This is a genomic window from Bacillus chungangensis (genome assembly GCF_030812995.1).
Taxonomy (GTDB): domain Bacteria; phylum Bacillota; class Bacilli; order Bacillales; family Bacillaceae_C; genus Bacillus_CF; species Bacillus_CF chungangensis.
The window spans coordinates 164,784-189,448 of sequence record NZ_JAUSTT010000005.1; the positions used below are offsets into that span (position 1 = coordinate 164,784).

Annotated in this window: 23 protein-coding genes and 1 pseudogene; 10 read left to right on the forward strand and 14 right to left on the reverse strand. The window is 38.4% G+C overall.

What is annotated here, in order from left to right; translation table 11 throughout:
* Positions 1-158: 158 nt before the first annotated feature.
* The 4 genes from J2S08_RS05880 (at position 159) to J2S08_RS05895 (ending at position 2,704) form a co-directional block, all read left to right on the forward strand.
* Positions 159-950, forward strand: a complete 792-nt coding sequence (locus tag J2S08_RS05880; RefSeq protein ID WP_307227598.1) for a fumarylacetoacetate hydrolase family protein — start codon at positions 159-161, stop codon at positions 948-950.
* Complete coding sequence (locus J2S08_RS05885; RefSeq protein ID WP_307227600.1) at positions 947-1,696, forward strand: fumarylacetoacetate hydrolase family protein; 750 nt, start codon at positions 947-949, stop codon at positions 1,694-1,696. The genes J2S08_RS05880 and J2S08_RS05885 overlap by 4 nt, the downstream gene beginning before the upstream one ends.
* A 45-nt stretch (positions 1,697-1,741) precedes the next feature.
* Positions 1,742-2,131 carry a 5-carboxymethyl-2-hydroxymuconate Delta-isomerase gene (locus J2S08_RS05890; protein ID WP_307227602.1) on the forward strand — a complete coding sequence of 130 codons (390 nt, stop codon included), beginning with the start codon at positions 1,742-1,744 and terminating at the stop codon, positions 2,129-2,131.
* Positions 2,132-2,302: 171 nt separating this feature from the next.
* Positions 2,303-2,704, forward strand: coding sequence for an IS110 family transposase (locus J2S08_RS05895; RefSeq protein WP_370875636.1), 402 nt, complete (start codon positions 2,303-2,305; stop codon positions 2,702-2,704).
* Positions 2,705-2,748: 44 nt separating this feature from the next.
* Here J2S08_RS05895 and J2S08_RS05900 read toward each other — a convergent pair whose 3' ends face one another.
* From J2S08_RS05900 to J2S08_RS05920, 5 genes are all read right to left on the reverse strand, one after another.
* Positions 2,749-2,901, reverse strand: coding sequence for a hypothetical protein (locus tag J2S08_RS05900; protein ID WP_307227604.1), 153 nt, complete (start codon positions 2,899-2,901; stop codon positions 2,749-2,751).
* A gap of 215 nt (positions 2,902-3,116) precedes the next feature.
* Entirely contained in the window at positions 3,117-4,421 is a 1,305-nt protein-coding gene (locus J2S08_RS05905) for a TRAP transporter large permease (protein ID WP_307227606.1), read from the reverse strand.
* Positions 4,418-4,921: a TRAP transporter small permease gene (locus J2S08_RS05910; RefSeq protein WP_307227608.1), complete on the reverse strand. Its 504-nt coding sequence runs from the start codon at positions 4,919-4,921 to the stop codon at positions 4,418-4,420. Before J2S08_RS05910 ends, J2S08_RS05905 begins: the two co-directional genes overlap by 4 nt.
* Positions 4,922-4,937: 16 nt before the next feature.
* Positions 4,938-6,005 (reverse strand): TRAP transporter substrate-binding protein, encoded by a 1,068-nt coding sequence (locus J2S08_RS05915; RefSeq protein ID WP_307227610.1) that lies wholly within the window; start codon positions 6,003-6,005, stop codon positions 4,938-4,940.
* Positions 6,006-6,236: 231 nt separating this feature from the next.
* Positions 6,237-7,280: a TRAP transporter substrate-binding protein gene (locus tag J2S08_RS05920; protein WP_307227612.1), complete on the reverse strand. Its 1,044-nt coding sequence runs from the start codon at positions 7,278-7,280 to the stop codon at positions 6,237-6,239.
* 341 nt (positions 7,281-7,621) lie between these two features.
* Between J2S08_RS05920 and J2S08_RS05925 the strand changes: the two genes are divergently transcribed.
* Complete coding sequence (locus J2S08_RS05925; RefSeq protein ID WP_307227613.1) at positions 7,622-8,272, forward strand: GntR family transcriptional regulator; 651 nt, start codon at positions 7,622-7,624, stop codon at positions 8,270-8,272.
* A gap of 142 nt (positions 8,273-8,414) precedes the next feature.
* Here J2S08_RS05925 and J2S08_RS05930 read toward each other — a convergent pair whose 3' ends face one another.
* The 6 genes from J2S08_RS05930 to J2S08_RS05955 all read right to left on the reverse strand — a co-directional run bounded on the left by J2S08_RS05930 (position 8,415) and on the right by J2S08_RS05955 (position 16,329).
* A complete protein-coding gene (locus J2S08_RS05930; protein ID WP_307227615.1) occupies positions 8,415-9,227 on the reverse strand; it encodes a pentapeptide repeat-containing protein in 813 nt (270 codons plus the stop codon).
* 344 nt (positions 9,228-9,571) lie between these two features.
* A complete protein-coding gene (locus tag J2S08_RS05935; protein WP_307227617.1) occupies positions 9,572-11,023 on the reverse strand; it encodes an NAD-dependent succinate-semialdehyde dehydrogenase in 1,452 nt (483 codons plus the stop codon).
* Positions 11,024-11,037: 14 nt separating this feature from the next.
* A complete protein-coding gene (locus J2S08_RS05940; RefSeq protein WP_307227619.1) occupies positions 11,038-12,369 on the reverse strand; it encodes an aminotransferase family protein in 1,332 nt (443 codons plus the stop codon).
* A gap of 12 nt (positions 12,370-12,381) precedes the next feature.
* On the reverse strand, positions 12,382-13,779 hold the full coding sequence (locus tag J2S08_RS05945) for an APC family permease (RefSeq protein WP_307227653.1): 1,398 nt from the start codon (positions 13,777-13,779) through the stop codon (positions 12,382-12,384).
* Between the two features lie 135 nt (positions 13,780-13,914).
* Positions 13,915-15,126: an acyl-CoA dehydrogenase family protein gene (locus J2S08_RS05950; protein WP_307227655.1), complete on the reverse strand. Its 1,212-nt coding sequence runs from the start codon at positions 15,124-15,126 to the stop codon at positions 13,915-13,917.
* A 15-nt stretch (positions 15,127-15,141) separates the two neighbouring features.
* Positions 15,142-16,329: a CaiB/BaiF CoA transferase family protein gene (locus tag J2S08_RS05955; RefSeq protein ID WP_307227658.1), complete on the reverse strand. Its 1,188-nt coding sequence runs from the start codon at positions 16,327-16,329 to the stop codon at positions 15,142-15,144.
* A gap of 510 nt (positions 16,330-16,839) precedes the next feature.
* On the opposite strand from J2S08_RS05955, the gene J2S08_RS22450 reads away from it, so the two are divergent.
* The 5 genes and pseudogenes from J2S08_RS22450 (at position 16,840) to J2S08_RS22455 (ending at position 20,904) form a co-directional block, all read left to right on the forward strand.
* Positions 16,840-16,914: a putative holin-like toxin gene (locus tag J2S08_RS22450; protein WP_370875641.1), complete on the forward strand. Its 75-nt coding sequence runs from the start codon at positions 16,840-16,842 to the stop codon at positions 16,912-16,914.
* An 821-nt stretch (positions 16,915-17,735) separates the two neighbouring features.
* Complete coding sequence (locus J2S08_RS05960; RefSeq protein WP_307227621.1) at positions 17,736-18,386, forward strand: hypothetical protein; 651 nt, start codon at positions 17,736-17,738, stop codon at positions 18,384-18,386.
* Positions 18,387-18,476: 90 nt separating this feature from the next.
* A complete protein-coding gene (locus tag J2S08_RS05965; protein WP_307227623.1) occupies positions 18,477-18,695 on the forward strand; it encodes a hypothetical protein in 219 nt (72 codons plus the stop codon).
* Positions 18,696-19,623: 928 nt separating this feature from the next.
* Positions 19,624-20,254, forward strand: a pseudogene (locus J2S08_RS05970) (IS4 family transposase); the annotation flags it as partial.
* Positions 20,255-20,829: 575 nt separating this feature from the next.
* Positions 20,830-20,904, forward strand: a complete 75-nt coding sequence (locus J2S08_RS22455; RefSeq protein WP_370875641.1) for a putative holin-like toxin — start codon at positions 20,830-20,832, stop codon at positions 20,902-20,904.
* Positions 20,905-21,541: 637 nt separating this feature from the next.
* Here the strand turns inward: J2S08_RS22455 and J2S08_RS05975 are convergent.
* From J2S08_RS05975 to J2S08_RS05985, 3 genes are all read right to left on the reverse strand, one after another.
* Entirely contained in the window at positions 21,542-22,318 is a 777-nt protein-coding gene (locus J2S08_RS05975; protein ID WP_307227625.1) for a DUF4367 domain-containing protein, read from the reverse strand.
* Positions 22,319-22,949: 631 nt separating this feature from the next.
* Positions 22,950-23,852, reverse strand: a complete 903-nt coding sequence (locus J2S08_RS05980; protein ID WP_307227627.1) for a DUF4367 domain-containing protein — start codon at positions 23,850-23,852, stop codon at positions 22,950-22,952.
* On the reverse strand, positions 23,836-24,411 hold the full coding sequence (locus J2S08_RS05985; protein WP_307227629.1) for an RNA polymerase sigma factor: 576 nt from the start codon (positions 24,409-24,411) through the stop codon (positions 23,836-23,838). The genes J2S08_RS05980 and J2S08_RS05985 overlap by 17 nt, the downstream gene beginning before the upstream one ends.
* Positions 24,412-24,665 lie beyond the last annotated feature (254 nt).

Sequence of the window (24,665 nt, forward strand, 5' to 3'; positions counted from 1 at the left end):
TCTTTATTTGATAGAAAAGTAATGACAGGGTACTCCCTACTCCTTTAAAACAAATAAATAATTATTTGAACCTTTAGATAATATATTATATGATATATGATATCTCTATGATTCTTTTTTCTACACAATAAATATTCTATTATCAGAGGAGTGACATAATGACAAAAGCAAAAATGAAGCTGTACGGGATTCCACAGCTTATCGAAGCAGACGTTGATCCTAAAGGCAACATCGTAAACTTGAATGGACAGCGTTTTCAGACAAACGAATTGTCAGTAGATGTTCCAATTTCAGGAACTGTTTACGGAACCCTATTAAATTATAAAGGTGCCTTCGCTGCTCTCAATGAAGCAATGACTAAGTCTCCTTATCATGAGCCACCAAAAGCACCTATTCTTTATATAAAACCAGTAAATACATTTAGCAGCTGCAACATGCCAATTCCGCTGCCATCTCATACACAAGCATTAGAGATTGGCGCTGCATTAGGCGTTGTAATAGGACAAAAAGCGACACGTGTAAGTGAAGAACAAGCGCTGTCTTATGCAGCAGGATATACAGTTGTAAATGATGTCAGCATTCCACATGACAGCGTATATCGTCCTGCTGTTCAATACAAGGCGCGAGATGGCTTCTGCCCGATTGGCCCTTGGATTATAGATCGTTCTGCGGTCTCAAACCCTGACGAATTGGGAATACGTGTCTACATAAATAACGAGCTGAAACAGGAAAATACGACCGCAAACTTAATTCGCCCTGTCGCCCGTTTAATTGCTGATGTAACAGATTTTATGACGCTTCATCCTGGTGATGTGCTGCTAGTAGGCGTGCCCGAAAAAGCACCTTCAGCTGCAGCAGGTGACATTGTCCGTATTGAAATCGATTGTGTAGGGATGCTCGAAAATACCGTTGTACGAGAACAGGAGCTCGTTTTGGGGGTGGCGAAATGAAAAGAGCGAGAGTTGTATATGATGGCGCTATTCATGATGCTTTTGAATTTGAGGGCAAACTAAAGCTGGCAGATGGGCGGATTGCCGCGGAAGAAGAAGTCGTATGGCTGCCGCCCATTCAACCGCGTACAGTCTTTGCTTTAGGCTTGAACTATGCAGATCATGCAAAAGAACTTGCTTTCAACGCGCCAACTGAACCACTTGTTTTCTTAAAAGGCCCGAATACGTTTATCGGACATCGCGCTCATACACGAAGACCGTCTGATGTAACATTTATGCATTACGAATGTGAGCTTGCTGTCGTCATTGGCAAAATGGCACGCAATGTGAAAGCAGAAGATGCCTATCACTATATTAAAGGCTACACCGTTGCAAACGACTATGCCATTCGTGATTATTTAGAAAACTATTATCGTCCTAACTTGCGAGTGAAAAATCGTGACACTTGTACTCCTATTGGCCCTTGGCTCGTCGATGCAAAGGACGTTAGCGATCCTATGAATCTTTCACTGCGTACATATGTCAACGGAAAACTGACGCAAGAGGGTACGACGAAAGATATGATTTTTAGCATTCACGAACTGATAGCATACCTTAGCAGCTTTATGACACTAAATGACGGCGACATCATCTTAACCGGAACCCCGAAGGGCTCTGTTGATACGGCGGTTGGTGATGAGGTAATCACAGAAATTGATGGCATTGGCCGTTTGGTAAACACGATTGTCGGTGATGATGCCTTTTGAAATAGTCTTGAGTCTTCACTAGGAATAAGAGAGGAGGAAATGCTCATGCCGCATATTATTGTGGAATACACAGCCAACATAAAAAACGAAGCAAACATGCCGGAGCTGCTGAAAAAAATCAATGATGTTCTTATTTCAAAAAGCGCCATTTTCCCTATTGGCGGTATCCGCTCCAGAGCGATTGAGCTTCAAGATTACCGCGTTGCAGATGGTGCAGAAGATGATGCCTTCGTACATGTCGCCTTAAAAATTGGAGCCGGCCGCTCGGAAACCGATAAAAAAACAGCCTGTGATGAACTTTTCGATGTCATTAAAGATCATTTTGCCGTTTTATTTACGAAACGCTACCTAGCATTATCAATGGAATTAATCGAATTTAGCGAAGCAGGCACTTATAAACAGAACAACATTCATGCTCGTTACCGTAAAGAATAGATAATAAGGGTTAGCAGAAATGATATGCTGCTAACCCTTATTATCTTATTTAAAATAAAGTTATCATGAACGAAACTGGCCCCTTACTCGTAATATCGCAGGTTAACTTGGTTAGACTTGTTACTAAATAGAAAACCAAATTAGAGCTGCATTACGAAAGGAGCCATTAATATGAAGGATACCACAAAATACGTAGGTTTAGACGTGTCAAAGGAAAAAATTGCTGTTGCGATCGCAGATGAAGGAAGAAATGAACCAAGATATCTTGGGATGATTTCTAATACACCAAATGCTATCAGACAGTTAGTTAAAAAACTGGGTAATCTAGATCAATTAAAATTTTGTTATGAAACAGGTCCAACGGGATATGGTATATACCGTTTGCTCGTAAGCATTGGAGTAGAATGTGCAGTCATTGCACCCTCACTTATTCCACAAAAACCAGGAGATCGAGTAAAAACAGATCGTCGAGATGCACTCCGTTTAGCACAATTATTTAGAGCCGGAGAGCTTACATCTATATACGTACCTACCAAAGAAGATGAAGCGCTTAGAGGTCTTACTGCCAGTTAGATGTGGGATAAACGCACTACTAAAGAATACAATCAGACCTAAAATTAAAACGTAAATGAAGCGCCAAACGTCCCTTTTACAAAATAGGAATACAGAGAATGAATGAGTAAGATAATGGAATAAAAGCAAAAAGCAATTTCAGCTGATTTAGCTGCATTCTTTTTTTCTGTTTCATTCATTTTTTTTAATAGTTTCATTAATTGTCATCTTTATTCAATGATTGATTGTATTTTATACATACTAGCGATGCTAGAATAAAACAAATAAATAAACTCATCTTTTAGAAAGATTCAGCTAATGACATAGTTGAATGGATAATAGGAGATGTCCTTTCTGCTTGAGAGTGAGATTCCCTCTACGGAAAAATAAAAAGCAGTGAAAAGAACGCTTCAGCGTCCTTTCACCGCACAACTCAGCCCTTCATCAAGTTCGGTAAAAAGGTTACAATTTGTGGAAAAACAGCGATTAACAGCAAGCAAAGAATCATCGCACATAGCATCGGAACAACTCCGCGGAATATCTTTTCAATAGGTACATCCTTTGCTACACCGCTTATGACATATACGCTAATACCAAGCGGCGGTGTAACCAGCCCAATGTTCATCACCATTACCATAATGACGCCAAACCAAATGCCATCAAACCCTAACTGAATAATAAGCGGGTAGACGACGGGCAATGTCAACACATAAATGGCGATTCCCTCAAGAAAGAGACCAAGAATAAAATATGCTAATAGAATAAAAGCAAGAATCATATATGGCGACATGTTAAGATTGCCTACAAATTCAGTAACAATCACCGGAATTCTGCTCATCGCCAGAAATTTACTAAAAATATCTGCCCCCATTAAAATGAGAAAAATCATCGCAGTAAGACGAGTCGTTTCACTAAGGGCTTTTTTAAAATCTTCCCAGCTTAATCTTCTTGTTGCTGCTGAAATTATAAACGCGCCAAAAGCTCCTACCCCGCCTGCCTCTGTAGGTGTAAAAAATCCAAGATAAATTCCGCCAATACTAAGTGCGAAAAGCAAGAAAAAAGGCCATACTTTCCCTAATGATTTAAATCTTATACTCCAAGATTTTCTCGTACTCGTTGGGGCAAGCGAAGGATTTTTCACAACCATTAAATAAATGACCGCCATAAAAATAACCATTTGCAATATTCCTGGAATAATGCCAGCAATTAATAATTTTCCGACCGGCTCCATCGTTAATACCCCATAAAGAATCAAAATAACGCTTGGCGGAATAAGAATGCCTAATGTTCCTCCTGCCGCAACACATGATGTCGAAAGACCAGGATCATACTTGTATTTATTCATTTCAGGGAGTGCAATCCGCGCCATCGTTGCTGTCGTTGCATTTACCGATCCAGAAATGGAAGAAAAAAGAGCGCTCGTTCCAATGGTCGTTATGGCAAGCCCGCCTTTTACTTGGCCAATCCAAGAATCAACAGCACGGTATAAATCTTGGCCGAAACCGCTATAAGAAAGGAACATTCCCATCAAAATAAAAAGTGGGATCACGCTTAATGAATACGAACTAGCTGTATTGAAAGGCGTGTTTCCCAATTGAACGAAGCCTGCATTCCAATCTCGAATCATCGCAATCCCTACTGTACCGACAATCAATAAAGAAAGGCTAACAGGAACTTTCAGAAGGAACAACACTAATAGTACAATAACGCCAATAACACCAATCATCTCTACACTCATGATTTATCCACCGCCTTTATCCAATACTTCAGACCGCTTGATAAGGCAACAAAAGCAAAGACGATTGCTGCAAAAGCTGATAAATATAAAAAAGGATAAATCGGCAAACTCAAGTCGCTTGTAGTTGTATTTCTTCCCATCACACGGGCAGCATTGGAGAATAGCTGATTTGACATCACAATTAAGATGATGAAGATCCCGATTTCAATTATTCCTAAAACAAGCCCCTTTACTTTAGCAGACATCTTATCGACAATAAAACCAATCGAAATATGTTCTTTATACTGATGTGTAATCGCTAGGGAAAAAAACACGAGCAATGCTGACCCTAATTCTGTCATTTCAAATGCACCCGTTAAAGGACGATTAAAAATATTGCGCCAAATCACATCAAAACTAATCATCAGCATGATAAAAAAAAGTAAACCATTTGACACATAGTGTAGGAATGTCGTTAGTACTTGCAGCCAATGATCAAATGTCTTTATCGTCCGTATCATTCGTAACATCCCCTATCTACTTCTGACTTAATTCCAATGCGCGATCATATATTTTTTGTCCTGGCAAGCCTTTATCTTCCATCTTTTTAATCCACTTTTCGATTGTCGGATTAATCAATATCTTCCATTCTTCTATATCTTGATCGCTTAATTGATATATTTTAATTCCAGACTCTTTGGCAGTTTTTATTGCTTCTTCTGCACGTTTATCAAAATTGCCGCCAGCAACTTCCCCCATTTTTTCTCCAGTAATGTCTTTCAATACTTTTTGGTTTTCTGCCCCTAAGGCATCATAGCTGTCTGTATTCATAACAGTAAAAAAAGTACTCATATAAAAATTTCCAACGGTTACATAGTCAACAACACTATGAAGACTATAATCGAGCAACGTGTGCCACGGGCCGACTGTTCCATCCACGACGCCTTTTTCTAATGCCTCGTACGTCTCATTCATTGACATCGAGACAGGTGATGCTCCAAGTGCTGTCAACCATTCATTTACTTCTGGGGATGGGGAGCGAATCCGCATTCCTTTCAGGTCATCAACACTTTTTACCGGCTTGCCAACCGTAAATAATTGACCTGGTTCTGATGTATATAGCCATAATGGGACGACTTCCGCGTATTCTTGCTGCATTTCGGGAAACTCTTCATATAGCTGCCATAAAACTTTAGAACCTTGTACGCCACTATCACTAATAAATGGAAGCTCCATTACCGATGATAAAGGAAATTGATTCGGTGTATAGCTATGTACACTAAGCCCGATATCAACGGCTCCTGCTGCAGCAGAATCAAACTGGGCAGAAGGTGCTGCCAATGACGCTCCTGGATAGGAAGTAACCTTTAGCTTTCCATCAGTTGCATCTGTCACTCGCGAAATAAATTCTTGTACAACTACCGTTTCTTGTTCATGATTAGGCGGAAAAAAATGAGAAAAATCAAGATTAGATTTCTGCTTTGACGTTGTAGCTGCTTTTTTATTGCTTTGATCACTGCCGTTATTGCTACAAGCTGTGAGTAGAAGCATTCCTGCCATGAACAGAATTGTGAGCATCTTTTGAGAATAATTGTTCTGTTTCAATACTTTTCAACTCCTTGATTTACCCGTATACATTTTCTTCAGTGATAGCGGCTGGCTTTTTACATTCATTTTTTTATTTATGGCTCTTTGTAACTATTTTCTGTTTTAACACCAACTTTCCACTGTGAAAATAGTGATATAAGATAATCATATATAAAAAGATATATGATTACAAGGTTATATTTCTGAAAATTAACAATAAATTCACTAAACGAGACTACGTTAAATAGCTTACTTTTTGCTTAATTCTAAAGCACGATCATACATTTTTTGCCCTGGCAAGCCTTTATCTTCCATCTTTTTAATCCATTTTTCTATTACTGGCTCCATAAGCAAAGTCCATTCTGCCATTTCAGCTTCATCCAATTCGTATAAGCGAATCCCTTTTTCAGCAGCCGCTTTCCTTGCCTCTTCTGCACGTTTGTCAAAGTTTTCACCTGCAGCAATCGCCATTCTCTCTCCTATTATCTCCGTCATCGCATGTTGATTGTCAGCACCTAATAAGTTCCATCCTTCTTTGCTCATAACGGAAAAGAATGTACTCATATAAAAATCACCAACTGTAACATAGTTGACTACATCTTGCAAACTATGATCGAGCAGCGTATGCCAAGGGCCCAAAGTTCCATCAACAACACCCCGCTCAAGCGCTTCATACACTTCTGTCATTGACATAGAAACTGGTGTCGCTCCTAACGCTGTCAACCACTCATTCACTTCCGGAGAAGGAGAACGTATTCTCATTCCTTTCAGATCCTCAACGCTTTTCACTTGTTTGTGAACTGTAAACAACTGCCCTGGTTCTGATGTTGCCAGCCATAATGGGACTGTTTCTGCATGTTCTTCTTGCAATTCTGGAAACTCTTCATACAGCTTCCATAACAATGTTGAACCCTCGACCCCACTTTTGCTCATAAACGGAAGCTCCATGATAGAAGTAAGAGGAAATTGATTTGGTGTATAGCTATGTACCGTTAAACCAACATCAATTGCTCCAGTTGCCACTGAATCATAGGTTGCATCAGGGGCAGCCAATGATGCGCCTGGGTATGATGTAATATGCACTTTTCCATCTGTTGCATCTCTCACTTCTTGAATAAACTCCTGAACGACAACGGTCTCTTGCTCATGATTCGGCGGAAAATGATGAGATAAATCAAGCTCAATCTTATGTTCTGAGTTTGTTTTCTTAACATCTTTGCCGCAAGCCGACATAAGCAGTATTCCTAAAGCTGTCAGCAAATAGATGAAAAATCTTTTCTGCTTCTGGTTCATGAACTTCACTCCTTTAATAGGTTTCTCTGAAATTTATGAATATGCTTACAAGCTGCTGTTTGTGTTTGACTCTAATGATCGAGGAGCACAATTCCCGAAATGAACTAAAATACGATAGCAAGCTCAGACAAAGTTGCTGTTTATCAATTTAACACCTATTATGTAAGCGATTTCTTACCGATTATCATATATCAAATTATATATGATTACAAGCGTTTATTCCGAAAGTTTTATTAAATCAAATGATTTAAAATTGTTGTTATCACTGAAATATAGTGCGTTTGTTAGATTTGGCATTGATCTTGTTGAAATAATATATAAAATCGTATATATTTTTAAGTATGAATGAGAATAAAAAGTTAAATAAACGCCAATATGCTTATGAAGTGATACGTAAAAGAATATTAAATGGCACATATGTCCCTGGACAAAGAATCATTATTGACCAAATTGCAAAGGAGGTTGGCTCAAGTCACATTCCGGTTAGAGAAGCTATTCACCAATTGGAATCGGATCAACTGATTGAATACAAACCGAATTCTGGTGCTGTTGTTCGGGGGATTAATGACAAGGCTTATATGGAAATCCTTGAGGTGTTGGCATTAATAGAAGGTTATGCCACAGTTTTAAGTGCTCCTTACATAACGCGTTTAGGGATTGAAAAACTGGAGGCACTAAACAACAACATGAAAGTACTCCTAAAAAATTATGAGTTAGAACAAATAGGAGAGTTAAATAGAGATTTTCATTTTACGATTTACACTTTTTGTCCAAATCAGCTGCTCATTCAAAACATTACGCAAATGTGGGACCGAATGGACGCTGTAAGAAGGACAGGCTTCACCTTTTTTCCACAACGTACGCCTAAATCCATTGATGAGCACGATACGATTATCAATATGTTAAAACAGAAAACAGACATGGAGGAATTAGAAAGTTTCGCACGTATGCATAAACTCAATACATTAAAAGCTTTTAAAGAAAGAAACTAGCTTTAAAACATTTATTTTTGCAAATAAACGTATAAAAGGGTCATGCTGATTGATAGATGCATGACCCTTTATTTTTTTCAATCATATCCGTCCAGAAGCGGTTATGGCTAAAGACGAACCTGTGCGACAACTTCAGTTAGCGTTAGTTTAGCCAATGGGCTGGAGTTTTTAAATAGCTTGGGATTATCGTATTGACACTCCCATTAGCTGCGTTTACCTGAGATTGTGTTAAAAAGAGACAATCTGCAAGGTTTGCATTGCTTAGGTCGGCATCTCTCAAGTCGGCACCAATAAAATCCACTTTTCTTAAATCAGCATGCCTCAAATCAGCTGCAATTAATAGTGCACCTCTAAAATTGGCACCTTTAAAATCAGCACCTTTTAAATTTGCTCCTAAGTAATCCATTCTTATCTTTAATTTTTTCTTTTTATTTTTTTTAACCACATCTTTGCGATACACTTCACTTGTTTTCACTAGTAAATCATTAACAATTCTTCTATGTGAGGGTATATCCAACTTTAAAATTTCTTTGGGTGCTTTTTTCGTTAGGTTTAGCGTTTCATCGTAGACTTTTTGCAAGCTCGATTGAAATGAGTTTGTTTCATTCAAACCCAAAGCTTGACTGAGATACCAGAGCATTTCATGCAGTTGTTGAACGAGAGGAAATACTGCAAACATTTCTCTGGCATGTTCAGAGTTATTTTGCCAATCATTGCCGTTATAAATAAACTGTGACACATGTTGCCCAGCTCCAAAACACTCATAAGAAACACAACCACGAAAACCTTTTTCTCTCAATTGTTCATGTATATTGCAGCGATTATTGGAACATAAGTGTTGGCAAGGTTTCCCACCGTCTTTATTGAATGGAAAATCTGCTGATTTAGCATAAGGCAATGCTACACAGCACAACCCGAAGCAATTCTTACAATCCGATTTTAAAGAATCAATCATGATCAAGCACTTCCCGTATTTTACTTAGAGTTTTTTTAAGTATAAATGAAAAAAATATTGTTTAATAGTTCTATTTTTATCGTTTGACCATATTAACAGGAGACTAAATTTACTAGTCGTACTATTTATAGCACCATACACTTACCTCAAAAACGATTTTTTGTGAGATTTATTAAACAATATTATTTTTTGCTTTTTTATAGGCAAGGATGTCTAAAAAATGCTTAAATACCATTTGATATAGTTAAGGAAGATAAGATCAATGACCATATAAGCGTCTGTTATACAAAAAACCCTGCCAAAATCATGGCAGGGTTTTTTACATCTATCGCTGTTCATCATCTTCATTTTATGCCCATGGAAACGTATTTCATTTCAACAAATTCAATGATGCCCTCTCTTCCACCTTCTTTCCCTTGACCCGATTGCTTTATACCACCAAAAGGCGCTTCTGCAGCAGCTGGGAAAACATCATTGATGCCGATGATCCCATACTCTAGCTTCTCCATCACTCGCAGTGCCCGATGGATATTTTCCGTGAACAAATATGCTGCTAAACCATACTGTGTATCATTGGCCTTTGCAATTGCTTCAGCCTCTTGATCAAACGTTTGAATAGGCAGTAATGGTCCAAACGTTTCTTCAGACATCACTTTCATCTCATCCGTTACATTTGAAATGACAGTCGGTTCGAAAAAGTGGCCCTGGAGTTCGCCATTCCAAGCTTTTCCCCCATATTCCAGTATCGCTCCCTTGCTTAGCGCATCGTCCACCTGCTCTTTCACTTTACGAACTGCATGCTCATCAATAAGCGGCCCGATTTCCACCTGTTCTTCTAATCCATTTCCAAGCTTCATTAATTTTAGCTGCTTGATTAATTTTTCCCTAAAGTCTTTTTCAATAGAGTCGTGAACATAAATGCGATTAGCGCAAATACACGTCTGGCCGCAATTTCTAAATTTACTTAACAGCGACATCTTTACAGCTAAATCAAGATCAGCATCCGCAAATACAATAATCGGTGCATGCCCACCCAGTTCAAGAGAAAGCTTTTTCACATTGGCTGCACTGCCTCGCATTAATAATTTGCCAACTGCGGTTGAACCAGTAAAGGTAATAAGCCGAACATCCTCATTCTCCATAAACGCATCGCCGATAGCCGCTGCGTCCCCTGTTACTAGATTAAGAACGCCTTTTGGAAAGCCTGCATCTTCAAACACTTTTACAATTGCGATCGCCGTTAACGGTGTTTGACTTGCTGGCTTTAGTACAACGGTGCAGCCAGCTGCCAATGCAGGGCCAAGTTTACGTGTAATCATCGAAGCTGGGAAATTCCAAGGAGTAATCGCTGCGATGACACCGATTGGCTGTGGAATAACAAAAAAGCGCTTATGTGGATGAGAGGAAGGAATCGTTTCCCCGTATAAACGATTCGCTTCCTCCGCATACCATAATAAGTAGCTCGCTGCCGATTCGATTTCCCCTCGCGCTTCAGCAAGTGGTTTGCCTTGTTCTGTCGTTAGGATCGTGGCGATTGCTTCTTTCCTTTCTAACATCGTGTGATATGCTTTATATAATAGGGTCGATCGTTCTCTAGCAGTCTTCGCTGACCATAATGGAAATGCAGCCTTTGCTGCCTCGACGGCTTCGTTCGCTTCCGTTTTGCCGCCATATGAAAATGCCTTGATTTTTTCCATTGTTGATGGATTATAGACATCTTTTATGTTGCCTGAAGCTGCTGCTTGCCACTCGCCATTGATAAAAATACTGTTCACTAGACGGCCATCTAATTCCATGTTGCCACTCCTTCCTAATCAACGATTTGTTTTTCTACTTCCAAAATGGATGCTTTTAGAATTTCCAACAATTCAGCCATTTCTTCCTTATTAATAATAAGCGGAGGAGCAATAACAAGCGTATCGGCTTCATCAAAAGTGACAACACGTAAAATAAGGCCACGTTTTCGAGCTTCGTCCATGATGTTAGCTGACATTTTTTTCGAGAAACGTTCATTTGTTTTTTTATCTTTCACAATCTCCATTGCAGCAATCAGCCCCAATGCTCGCACCTCACCTACTATTTCAAATTCTTGTTGAAGTGCTTTCATACCTTTATATAATAGATCTCCCATTTCCCGTGCGTTTTCTACTACATTCTCTTGTTCAAATAGACTAATATTTTTCAATCCAACTGCACAGGATGTCGGATGGCCGCTGTACGTAAAGCCATGGAGAAAAACACCTTCAGAAAGATCAATTAACTCTTGGTGGATATGCTCTCTAACTACAACCGCCCCTAATGGGATGTATCCACTTGTAATGCCTTTCGCTAATAACATCACATCTGGTGTAATGCCCCAATGTTCACAGGCAAACATTTTACCTGTTCGGCCAAAGCCAGTAATGACTTCATCTACTATAAAGAGAATCTCATATTCGTCACAAATGCGGCGAATTTCCTCCATATATCCTGGAGGCGGGATATTCACGCCGCCAGCACCTTGAACAGGTTCTGCGATAAAAGCAGCAATCGTATCTGCTCCTTCCTTTTCAATGACAGCACGTACAGATGCAGTTGAAAATGGTTCAACATGAAGGAAATCAGGTGCAAGCGAAGTCGTCATGTTTTGAAAATCAGCTATTCCTGTAGCACTTGTAGAACCAACTGCCACTCCATGGTAGCCTTTCTCTCGCGAAATAATTTTCCTCTTACTAGGTTTGCCTTTCAGTTTCCAATAATGCCTCACTAACTTGTAAGCGGTATCATTCGATTCCGAACCACCTGAAGTAAAGAAAACGCCGCTTAAATCTCCCGGTGTTATTTCCGCTACTTTGGCTGCTAGTCTAATGGCTGGTTCGTTGCTAAACGACGAAAAACAGGAAGAAAAGGCGAGTGTTTCCATTTGTTTTTTCGCTGCTTTTGCCAGTTCTTTGCGCCCGTAGCCAAGATTGACGTTCCATAAGGAAGCCATTCCTTCGATGTATGTCTTCCCATTTACATCTGTTACATAGACACCTTTCCCTTCCTTAAAAATAATTGCTGGCCCATTTTCTTGTTGTTCTTTTAAAGAAGAAGTTGGGTGAATAAAATGTTTGCGATCCAAATCAATTAATTCCTGTGTGTTTCGTTTTGTTTCAATCATTATCAATCACTCCTAATGTGTTTTCTCTGAATGTTTATGCAGTCTTGCTGGTGATAATGATGAAAAAATGCTCTTAACAAAAAGCATTAGACCAACTATCCACCATGCAAGAGTGATCATCCATTCATAGGGCCAAATTAATGATGCTGGCATCCCAGGCATATACATCACAACAAAACCGATGCTTAGTAAAAGTGCAATCCAGCCAATCACCCTCGTCTTTCCTGCTCTGAAGGGGCGATCTAAATCAGCTCGTGTTTTTCGCAAAACAATAAAGGACAAAGCGACAAGCAAATAAGCAAAAACAATTGCTAATCCTCCTGCATTGACAAACCAAGCAAGTGCAGGTCTACCTAGCAATGGACTTAACGCTGAAAGCAGGCCGACAGTCAAAATGGCATTTCCAGGTGTCTTGTATGTTGGATGAATGCGGCCAAACCATTGCGGCAGCATGCCGTCCTTAGCCATTGCATAGATAATTCTGCTAGAACCAATCATAAATGCATTCCAACTTGTTAAAATTCCTGCTACACCACCGAATATTAAGACTTTTGCAAAAAATGGCGAGCCGAAAACTGCCCCCATTGCATCGGCTGTTGCCAAATTAGCTGTTAACAGAAATGGCGGAGGAAGAGAGAGAGAAACGCCTAAAATAATCAACATATACCAGATCACAGCCAAGGCAACTGATACTAGGAGAATCTTGCCAATCATCTTCATCGGTATATTCATTTCCTCAGCTACTTGCGGTATCACATCAAAACCAACAAACATAAATGGCGTCATAATCATGACCCCCATTAAACCAGCTGCCCCTCCTATAAACAGTGGATTCATATGCTGAACGTCTCCGCCAACCGCCGCGCCAAATATAAGCATCAAGCCTACTAAAGCTAAAATAACAGTAAGAACGATTTGTAAAACAGCAGCTTGCTTTACCCCTATCCAATTAATAAAGGTGACAAGAACCGCTCCAATCACGCCTACTGCTGCCCACGATGCATATACATCCCAGCCTGCGATCGTCCACATGTAGCCAACTTGATAATGGGGAAAAATATATTCAATAACAGTCGGAAGTGCAACTGCTTCAAACGCTGAAACAGAAATATACCCAAACAATAGCGCCCAAGAAACAAAAAAGGCTGCTCTTCGTCCAAGTCCTTCTTTGACGAAGTGATGAGCACCTCCAGCTTTCGGCAGCGCAGTCGTTAATTCTGCATATGTTAGCCCTACAAATATGACAAGAATGCCTCCAGCAACAAATGCAAACATCGCCCCAATCGAACCAGCTTTTAATATCCAATCCCCTGAAAGTACAACCCAGCCCCAGCCAATCATTGCACCAAATGCTAAGACAAGTACGTCTACTCTTGATAAAACTTTATTTAGATTTTGTGATGGTGACATTACATTCTCCTTTTCTCTTAAAATGAGAGGAATCAGATAGGGGGCTTTCCCTACCTGATTGTACATAGATTGGTATCTCCTTGCTGAATGCTGCTTCATTTTCTTTAATTTGCTCTGTCACAGCGGAATCTATCATCACTGTGGAACAACTGACTCCATTTCAAATGGCCATGCAGGCAGCATCTGATTGAGCTGCTTGTCAGCACGATATCCAAGCACATATTCCGCTTGCATGACCTTATGAATTTCCCGAGTGCCTTCATAAATAACAGGTGCTTTCGAATTGCGCAAATAACGAGCAACTGGATACTCATCGGAATACCCATAAGCTCCATGGATTTGCACAGCATCGTCAGCGGCTTTGTTGGCAAAGTCACAAGCCTGCCATTTTGCTAACGACGTTTCTCGTGTATTTCGCTTCCCTTTATTTTTAAGTTCTCCTGCTTTATATACGAGGAGTCTGCTCATTTGCAAGCCAGCTTCCATGTTTGCGATCATTTGCTGGACAAGCTGATGCCTCCCAATCTCTTTGCCAAAAGTTTGCCGCTCGTGGCAATATTTCACACTTGCCTCTAACGAAGCCATAATTAAACCACATGCACCAGCCGCCACTGTAAAACGGCCATTATCAAGTGCAGACATCGCAATTTTAAAGCCTTCTCCTTCTTCGCCAAGTAAATTCTCTTTCGGTATTTTCATATGATCAAAGAAAATCTCACCGGTATTTCCAGCACGGATCCCAAACTTGCCTTTTATCGCTTTAGAAGAAAATCCCGGCATTGTTCTTTCAACGATAAATGCTGAAATACCATGATGCTTTTTGCTTTTATCTGTATAGGCAAACACAATGAAGTGGTCAGCAACGTCACATAAGGAAATCCACGTTTTTTGACCGTTTAATACATAATGGTCACCATTTTTAACAGCAGTTGATGCTAAAGCGGCAACATCTGAACCAGCTCCTGGCTCTGTCAGTCCAAAGGCGCCGATCTTTTCTCCTTTTGCTTGCGGTGCCAGGTATTTTTGCTTCTGCTCTTCAGACCCCCATTGCAGCAGCGTCATGCTATTCAACCCAGTGTGAACAGAAACTGCTGTTCTGAATGCTGTATCTCCCCTCTCAAGCTCCTCGCAGACAATTGCCAGCGAATTATAATCCATCCCACTGCCGCCATAAGCTTCTGGTATACAGACGCCCATTAACCCAAGATCAGCTAACCGCTTCATAATGGCAGGTTCAAAATGGCCTTTCGAATCCCACTCGCTAATGTAAGGCATTATTTCCTTATCAACAAAGCTTCTTACTGTATTCCGCAGTAATACTTGCTCCTCTGAAAGATCAAAATTCATCATGTAACACCACTCCTATATCGTTTGATTTGCTTGTAAACTCTTTATTTCCTGTTCGGTATACCCCAACTTGCTTAACAAAGACGCTGTATGCTCCCCAGGAGAAGGCGGATGATGCCTTACCTGTACGGGATTTTTTGATAGTTTCAATGGACTTCCAACTAGTTTGATTTCTCCAGCAACAGGATGCTCGCTTGTGACAACCATTTCCCTTGCTTGCACTTGCGGGTCTTGAAATAATTGCTGCAAATTGTTTATCGGACCGCAAGGAATGCCGTGCTGATGGCACAACTGCTGCCAATCTGCGGTTGCTTTTTGCGCCAGCACTTCCTGTAGAATTGGAATCAATAATTGGCGGTTTGCAACCCGACTTGCATTCGTTTGAAACCGTGGATCACTTGCCAGCTCCTCTTTGCCGATAAGTGAACAAAAGACGGCAAATTGCCGATCATTTCCGATTGCAATGACCATTTCACCATCTGCGGTCGAAAACATTTGGTACGGAACGATATTTGCATGGGTATTTCCAAGTCTTTGTGGAATCTTGCCTGACATCAAATAATTGCTGGCAATATTCACTAATGCGCTAATCCCTGCATCAAAAAGTGAAATATCTACTGATTGGCCAACACCAGATTGTTCTTTTTCTAGTAAAGCTGCCTGAATGCCAATACATGCATACAAACCTGTTAAAATATCGGTGATGGCAACGCCTACTTTCTGCGGCCCAGATTCATCCGTACCTGTAATACTCATTAATCCGCTCATCGCCTGAATAATATAGTCATATCCAGGCAAATCTTTGTAAGGGCCACTTTCACCAAAACCTGTAATCGAGCAATAAACAATACCAGGATTAACCTCTTTTAATACTTCGTAGCCGAGACCAAGCCGTTCCATTGTACCGACTTTAAAATTATTGACGACCACATCGCTTTCTCGAACCAACTTTTTAATAATACGAATGCCTTCATCGGTTTTTAAGTTAACGGTAATACTCTTTTTATTGCGATTTGCACATAAATAATAAGCACTAACACCTTCTTTAAATGGCGGCCCCCACGTTCGGGTATCATCACTGCCGCCCGGAGCTTCTACCTTTATAATGTCAGCCCCTAAATCCCCTAGAATCATCGTACAAAGAGGCCCAGCCAATACCCTTGATAAATCTAATACTCTCACTCCTTCTAATGCTCCTAACAGCTCTCTTCCCTCCCCATTCGTAATCCAGCGCCCGTGCCAGCTCGGGATTTGACACACATTAAGAAACCACAAGAACCTTGCATGAAGTGATGAGATAACAAAAAAGCCAGTCCTCTCCCATTAAGCATCTTGAAGATGCTTGCATTGGGTGAAAACTGGCTTGTAATCTGCTGGAACAATCCTGGCGTGAATTGTAAACAGATTTAACAGTTATGACTAATTATTATTAAACTCGTTATCATCATCTCTATGCCGCGTTGTTAAAATAATACTTTAAAATACATGATATGAAAGCGCTTTAAAATGTGTTCAGGCAGAACACAAATTACTTTTTTATGATGATAAGTATAGTGTAGCGAATGATCGGCCGTTTGTAAACTGATTTGTTTAAAAATTTTGTTTTTTCAATCGGAGAGCTAGTTTTTCGTTCCATTTCTATGCTATCATTAGCTTAATAGAAAGATGCCTCATCGGTGGATCGGCACTCCCTAAAGAAAGGGGGTGTTTAGTATGACTATATACGAGTCACTCCAACTTATGATTACTTTTACAATGCTCGTCTTAGTCATAAAAGAAAAGAAATAATCCACCCTTGAGGTCATGACTCAATTTGGGTGGATTTTTAATCCCCAATTAGGTCGATCCCCTTTGAAGGGAACTTTCTATTGCATGGCTGCTAATGCGACAACATTGGCAGCCTTTTTTAGTATATTCATTCTTGTATCTTTATTATACACGAAATGAGCAAATTTTTTCAACTGATGTGAGAACGCTGCTCCTAAAGCTATATACGGAGCATAAATGACAAGAAATACATTCTTCTATCCTTTGTAAACTGCTTCACTATAATTTCCCATCTTCGTTAGTCAGGAAAAGCATATAGTTTCTTGTTCTACTTTCCTCATTCTATCTAGTCGTATTACATAACACCTTCTTGAAAATAGGGCATTGAAATTAAATTAGCGTGGTGAAGTAAGGCTAAGATGCTTCCCAATAAATCTTGTTTTAAATAGTAAATGTTTAACAATAAAATGTAATTGACAGCTTTTCCTCAGAGAGGATTTGTCCAAATCAAGTTGTCATAAACGTACTTCTAACTATCTCCTAGTGAGAAGACATTTATATTTTGAATCTTATATAAAAGACAGACACTCTTGTAAAGTTATATGTTCTTCTTAGCCCTAAAATACTATTTTCAATTTATTTCGTTATATTTTATGGTGTTAGTTCGTTATATACTAATGAAGGCATCTTATCAGCAAATAGAAAGTGTAGCAGGAGGTGATCATATTTAAACTCTAATTGTGATACATGTTAGTAGTTGTTATTGTTTATTCCCAAAAACTTAAAGGAGGAACAAATAATGAAAAAAAGTCTTTTCATTTGTATTATCAGTTACTTTGTTAATGACTATGTCTGCTGCGACGGTATTTGCTCAACCTGAAGATCAGGGGAAGTATTTAGCTAGAGTTTTAGTTGAGAGTGAGGACGCAACTGCTGTATGGAAAGAATTATCTGATACAGAGAGAAAAAGTGTTCAAGATTTTGCCAGTCAGGCTACGCAAATTATTCAACATTTGGAGCAAGAGGCATTAAGTAACGATGAGCTGGTTGGAAAGATTGCTGTACTTCCTAATGATTTAGCACTAGCTCTAAAAGTTTCTCTTATTCAAGTAGATACAGTAGTTGGAGATTTTGTTCAAGATGATGTCTCTACTGCAGGTCAAAGCTATAGAATTGGGAAATTTATTGCTGGGGCAGGAGTTTTGGGTAATGAACTATACAGATTAGAGCATGACATTTACTGGACAAGTGATGGTAGATACTTAACAGCCGCAAATAGAACTTATCATCAATCAGTATATGGTGTAGGTTGGGAATTTAAAGGTTTAACTAAAGATAATCAAAGGGGCGGTAAAAATTATAATTTTTATGAATCAGATGTTCAAGGACATTTTAGATTAGCTATTATTGGCCAAGATTTTCAGAATCTTTACCCTAGAATCTGGCTTAAAGCCTGGTATGATGGAGATTCAGAATATAAATTATCGCCTTAATAAATTTCATAATAACTTTTTTTCGTCCCGAACATATTAATAGTAGTGGTGACTTAAGTTTTTCGTTCGTAGACGAAAGGAGATAAAAACATGGTGTTAATATTTTTATTAGTTGGTATTACAAGTATTGCATTGATCATAAAAGGAAATTCTAAGCTTAAAAAATCAATTGGATATGGTTTACTAGGTACCTTCATTATCGCTAGTGTAATACTTGGTTTAAATGTAGCGACTTCAATAAAGATTGGTCCTAATGAACAAATTTCAGATGATACTAATCACCAAGAATTGCATAAAACAAATCCATAAAGCTTGATTAACCGCCTCAGCGCGGTTTTTTCTTATTAAAAAATGAAAACCCAATAAAATGAGACAGTAAAATAAAATAAATAAACTCCAAACATTCGTGAACTACTCACCACTTATCGACCTTACGGTCTGATTGAAGTGGGAGAATTCTTTTCGGAAACCCAGTTAAATACAACCATTAGGCAGGAAAAACATAAAAGCGATCTGTATCTATTGTTATTATTCCAATATGGAAGTTTCACTTTCTTCAATTTGTTGAAACATCTCAATTCCCATTCAAAACCCTCCCTCTTTCTGTTTTTTTCCTTCCACAATCACTGCAATTAAATCCTTTTCACATCTCCATCACATCTCCATCACATCTTCATCATTTTTAAATAATTGCTTGTTACATTAATAGTACTAAGAGAAGAAAAGAATAGAAGAATTTGTTGAAGCCGAAAATCTAGGTTTGTGGATTGAAAGAATTGAATAAGAAGAGAGAATAGGTTAGTTGAAACCTTATCGGGATGTCAGTAATCGATATCGATGAAATGTGACCTATATGATACCAAAGAACATAAGCCTTCAATGGGATATGTATATGATACAATTCCTTTTCCGGTTTCGAATAACTTTAAGCGGTGTCAGCACCCGATCCATTTAAAGTAATATATATAGATAACTGGGAACCTTATGATAAAAGAAGCAAACGTGTCCACTAATTAGGAACGATAGCTTAATAATGAAGTATGTGGTCTCTCGGATAGGGAGGGAGACCACATCTTTTATCCACACATAATCGATCGCTACCGATAAGATGGTAGGATTTCACTTTTACCCAGTCTTAAATAACCCCATTGGCTTATGCCATTTACTAGTTTGATAGTAAAGATATGTCCCCGATTTTATATATTTTATCACTAGAATTGCATTAATTATTGCAGAATATCCCGATAAAGCTGTTATCACTACAGCCAATGAACATGATCGCAGGCAGCTGGAAGTACTTGTGGAGCGAGGAGCGATGTATGTATTTGACCGTGGATATGTAGACTATGAGCGTTTCGATAGAATGATGGATGATGGATTTTTTTTCGTTTCAAGACTGAAGAAAAACGCAGTCTTTCGTGAAATAGAATACTTTACTCTTCCTAAAGAAAAGTCCTGTTTTATCAGATAAAATGGTTGTTCTAGGCACTTCACAGAATCGTGCTGAAAATGTGTTTCGTATTCTTGAAGTTAAAGACACGAAAGGAACGATTCTATTTTTAATCACGAATAGATTCGATCTTCCTGCCGAAAAGATTAGTCAAATTTACCGTTCACGCTGGGCCATAGAGTTATTTTTCAAATGGTTAAAGCAACATGTTAGGATCAAAAAATTTTATGGTATGAGTGAAACGGCTATTCAAAATCAAATCTTCTTGGCTCTGATCGTTTATTGTTTACACGTGCTCATCCGTTTAAAAATGAAAAGCAATAAATCCATTCTGCAAATTAGTCGTTGACTGAAAGCAGCAATATGGAAGCCAGATTACATTTGGCTGCGTCGAGTCTCGGCAAGAGCAGCCCCTTAATCATGCAAATGTCGTAGTTGCTCAGTATGTAAATGTATATATTTACCAAATGGACAGTGTCACCTTTTCTTTAGGTTTTGTCTTTTTGGCAAAAAATGAAGAAAAGATATTGACGAAATATTATAACAATATTTATGCAACGCTAGTGATATTTTATATTTATTTTACATTGGTTTATAAACTAAATGAGCGAAGTATAAGCCAAATCAAGCTGTTTATAGTCCGAGGTTCATTTATCTTGTTTTGTTGTTAAAGAAACGAATTTTGATATTGGATTGTTATTGCATAAGAAAAAACCAGCCTCTCCAAAATACATAGTAAAACACTTGTACTTTAGAAGAAAATACATGATAATGAAAGCGCTTTAAAATGTGTTCAGGCAGAACACAAATTACTTTTTACGATGATATGTATAGTGTAGCGAATGATCGCCCGTTTGTAAATTAATTTGTTGAAAAATTTTGTTTTTTTATGCGGAGAGCTAGTTTTTCGTTCTATTTCTATGATATTATCAGCTTAATAGAAAGATGCCTCATCGGTGGATCGGCACTCCCCAAAGAAAGGGGGTGCTTAGTATGACTATATACGAGTCTCTTCAACTTATGATTACTTTTACAATGCTCGTCTTAGTCATAAAAGAAAAGAAATAATCCACCCTTGAGGTCACGACTCAAATTTCGGGTGGATTTTTTGCAATTCACTTTAAATAGGTCGATCCCCTTTGAAGGGAACTTTCTATTGCATGGCTGCTTATGCGACAACATTGGCAGCCTTTTTTAGTATATTCATTCTTGTATCTTTATTATACACGAAATGAGCAAATTTTTTCAACTTATGTAAGAACTTCTCGACATAGTGATAAAACCAATACTTTCAGTGCTCTACTGATGTACGCTTATTCCACTACCGTGGTATTGATTAGTGGCCTCCACTTTTTTAGTAAGGCTCTAAAGAGCCCTACTAAAAAATTATTATCTAATCTTATCCATAAGAAGGTCTCTTTTCATGATATATGCCTGGAAGCATAAAATTATCATAGAGTATTTTACACATACGAGAACACTCCTTCTAAGGCTCCAATGAAAGAATAATCCAGATGTAATCGATCACCCCCGATAAGATGGCAAGCATTCACTTTTACCCGCCTCTTAAAAACCCAATGGATTATTCCAATTACTAAACAACGTCCCCACCTTGACAATTTTATGCTATTTTATAATTTATTTTACATGTCAGTGACCAAGGAAGTAGCTTGTCCTCATTCCAGATCATGTATAAATTAAACGATTATTGCAGGTATGTCTCGGCTAGCTTAATTAAGTCGCCTTTGTTTAATGTACCTGCTTGAGCGTCGATATGGTATTGAATATTATGTTTATCGATAAATGTAATGCTTTTTGCTTCTTTGGATTCCCCGTAAAGCATTTCTACTCCCTTTACAGAGATTTTTTCCATTTTTACATCAAATTCCTCAGGCATGTATACCGTAGTTAACTCATCAGATTTGGCGATATTAACATAAATTCTCTTCTCGTCCTTCTCGTATGAGCTAACAATATTCCAATTATCTTTAGATAGTTCTAAAGGCATCATTGCATAACCTGCATTTGATTCCTCTGCTTGCTTTCGCAGCTCTTCAGTTGCAGCCTCCTTGTCTTTAGGAAGCACTGGATCAAAGGAGACATTTGCATTTTCAAATTTAAAATCTTTCACACTGTCCAAAATCTTAGCCGAATGGTCTGCCATTTTGGTACGGAGTGCTGACACATCGGTAAAGGTTTCATGCTTACGTCTAATATCTGTTTGCTTTGTTGGATTGTGTAAATCGATATAAAACATAGCTGCTGAACCAGATTGTAACAACTCCTCCGCTAATTGATGGCTCATCGCTACGCGGTTCATTTCTTCTTTATTATATGAAAATTGATCCTTTTTCGATGGTTTTACCTCATAGACTACTTCACCCTGCTTGTTTGTTAATGATTGATAGTCCACCGCTGCTAAACCTGTTGATGTCGTAAACAACATTCCTGCTGCTACCAACAAACCTACTTTATATTTCATAAAAATATCGCTCCTTTTCTTTTTGTTCAGCATATCTCTGCTGATAATATAAGACATTGCCTGATGTACGTATTCATCAAAATAATTAGCTTCAATCCGTAGATCTACGGGGTTATTTTTCCTTCTTTTCTCGATAAAAGAAAGAAATATTTTTACCAGTTTACACTTGCAACCACATCAATACATTTAATTGTAGACAATCTTATACAACCAAGCGCCAACTCAAAAATCTGACGTAGATCAACATCCATCCATATTATTCACCCCCTTTTACCCTATATAACGAATCATGTACACTAAAATGTGACAGTAAAAATAAAAAAAGAATCATGTTTGTAGTTGTTTCTCCTTACTACGAAAAGGGAATACACATCAACTATCACGTAAAGATAATTTATATCATTTCCATCATATTTTTTTACTATGAAAATTTGATCCTATTTATTTTGTGGACTTATACATCTATCATTCAACTGATAACTACTTTATTAATACCTTTTAAAAAATTGCAATGAAATAATATACATAAATTGTCTACTTTAAAAAAAACGGACGATTATGCTCGTTTATCATCGTTTTACATGTCAGTAACCCAGGATTTGTAACTTGTCCCCATTCCTAAACTAAACGATTATTGCAGGTATGTCTCGGCTAACTTAATTAAGTCACCTTTGTTTAATGTACCTGCTTGAGCGTCGATATAGTATTGAATATTATGTTTATCGATAAATGTAATACTTTTTGCTTCTTTGGATTCCCCGTAAAGCATTTCTACTCCCTTTACAGAGATTTTTTCCATTTTTACATCAAATTCCTCAGGCATGTATACCGTAGTTAACTCATCAGATTTGGCGATATTAACATATATTCTCTTCTCTTCCTTCTCATATGAGCTAACAATATTCCAATTATCTTTTGATAGTTCTAAAGGCATCATTGCATAACCTGCATTTGATTCCTCTGCTTGCTTTCGCAGCTCTTCAGTTGCAGCCTCCTTGTCTTTAGGAAGCACTGGATCAAAGGAGACATTTGCATTTTCAAATTTAAAATCTTTCACACTGTCCAAAATCTTAGCCGAATGGTCTGCCATTTTGGTACGGAGTGCTGACACATCGGTAAAGGTTTCATGCTTACGTCTAATATCTGTTTGCTTTGTTGGATTGTGTAAATCGATATAAAACATAGCTGCTGAACCAGCTTGTAACAACTCCTCCGCTAATTGATGGCTCATCGCTACGCGGTTCATTTCTTCTTTATTATATGAAAATTGATCCTTTTTCGATGGTTTTACCTCATAGACTACTTCACCTTGCTTGTTTGTTAATATATTATAGTGAACTGCTGCTAAACCTGTTGATACCGTAAACAACATTACTGCTACTACCACCAAACTTACTTTATATCTCACAAAAAATCGCGCTTTTTCTTTCTGTTCCGCATATAGTTTCTTCATTACCTTTCCAGTCAAGTCAACATCGGGGAGCTGTTGGTCATAAAAAAGTTTTCTTAAGTCCTTATCATCGTCCAATCTCATATTGTTCCACTCCCTTCACTTGAGCATAGTACTTACGGAATTTTGCCGCCGACCGCTCGTATTTTTTTCGCAGATTGGCGTTGCTTTGGTTAAGAATTAAACTAATTTCTTGATAACTCTTCTCCTCAACACAGCGTAAAATTAACAAGTTCCGCTCTTCAGCTGATAATCTCAACATTGCCTGATGGACGTATTCATCAAAATAATTGGCTTCAATCTGTAGATCTACGGGTTTATTCTCCTTCTCATCGCGATAAAAGAAAGGAAGATATTTTGCCAGTTTTCGCCTTCGAATCACATCAATACATTGATTATAGGCAATCTTATACAACCAAGCGCCAAACGGGATATCTTGGTTATACTTCTTTAAGTTGCGAAATGTCTTTAAAAACACTTCTTGTCCGCTGTCCTCAGCCTCAGAATAATTGCCTAGCATATGATAACAATAAAGAAAAATCGATTTTTGATATACTTGCATGATTTTCTCAAATTTTTCAATATCACCATCTAATACATCAGCAATAATCTGACGTAGATCAGCATCATCCAAATTATTCACCCCCTTTACCCTATACAACGAACGAGCTACACGAAAATGTGACAGGAAAAAAAATAAATAGTACGCCAAGAACACAACAAAAGACATAAAAGCGGCCGCGTCCGGTTTAATTGGATTTAGCTACTTTAAGCGAGTGATGAAAGGAAATAAGCAAGCGAGTTATCAATTGATAAGCCGGAATGAGCGAAGTATAAGCTAAATTCATTGGTTTATAAACCAAATGAGTAATGCATAAGCCAAATCAAGCTGTTTAT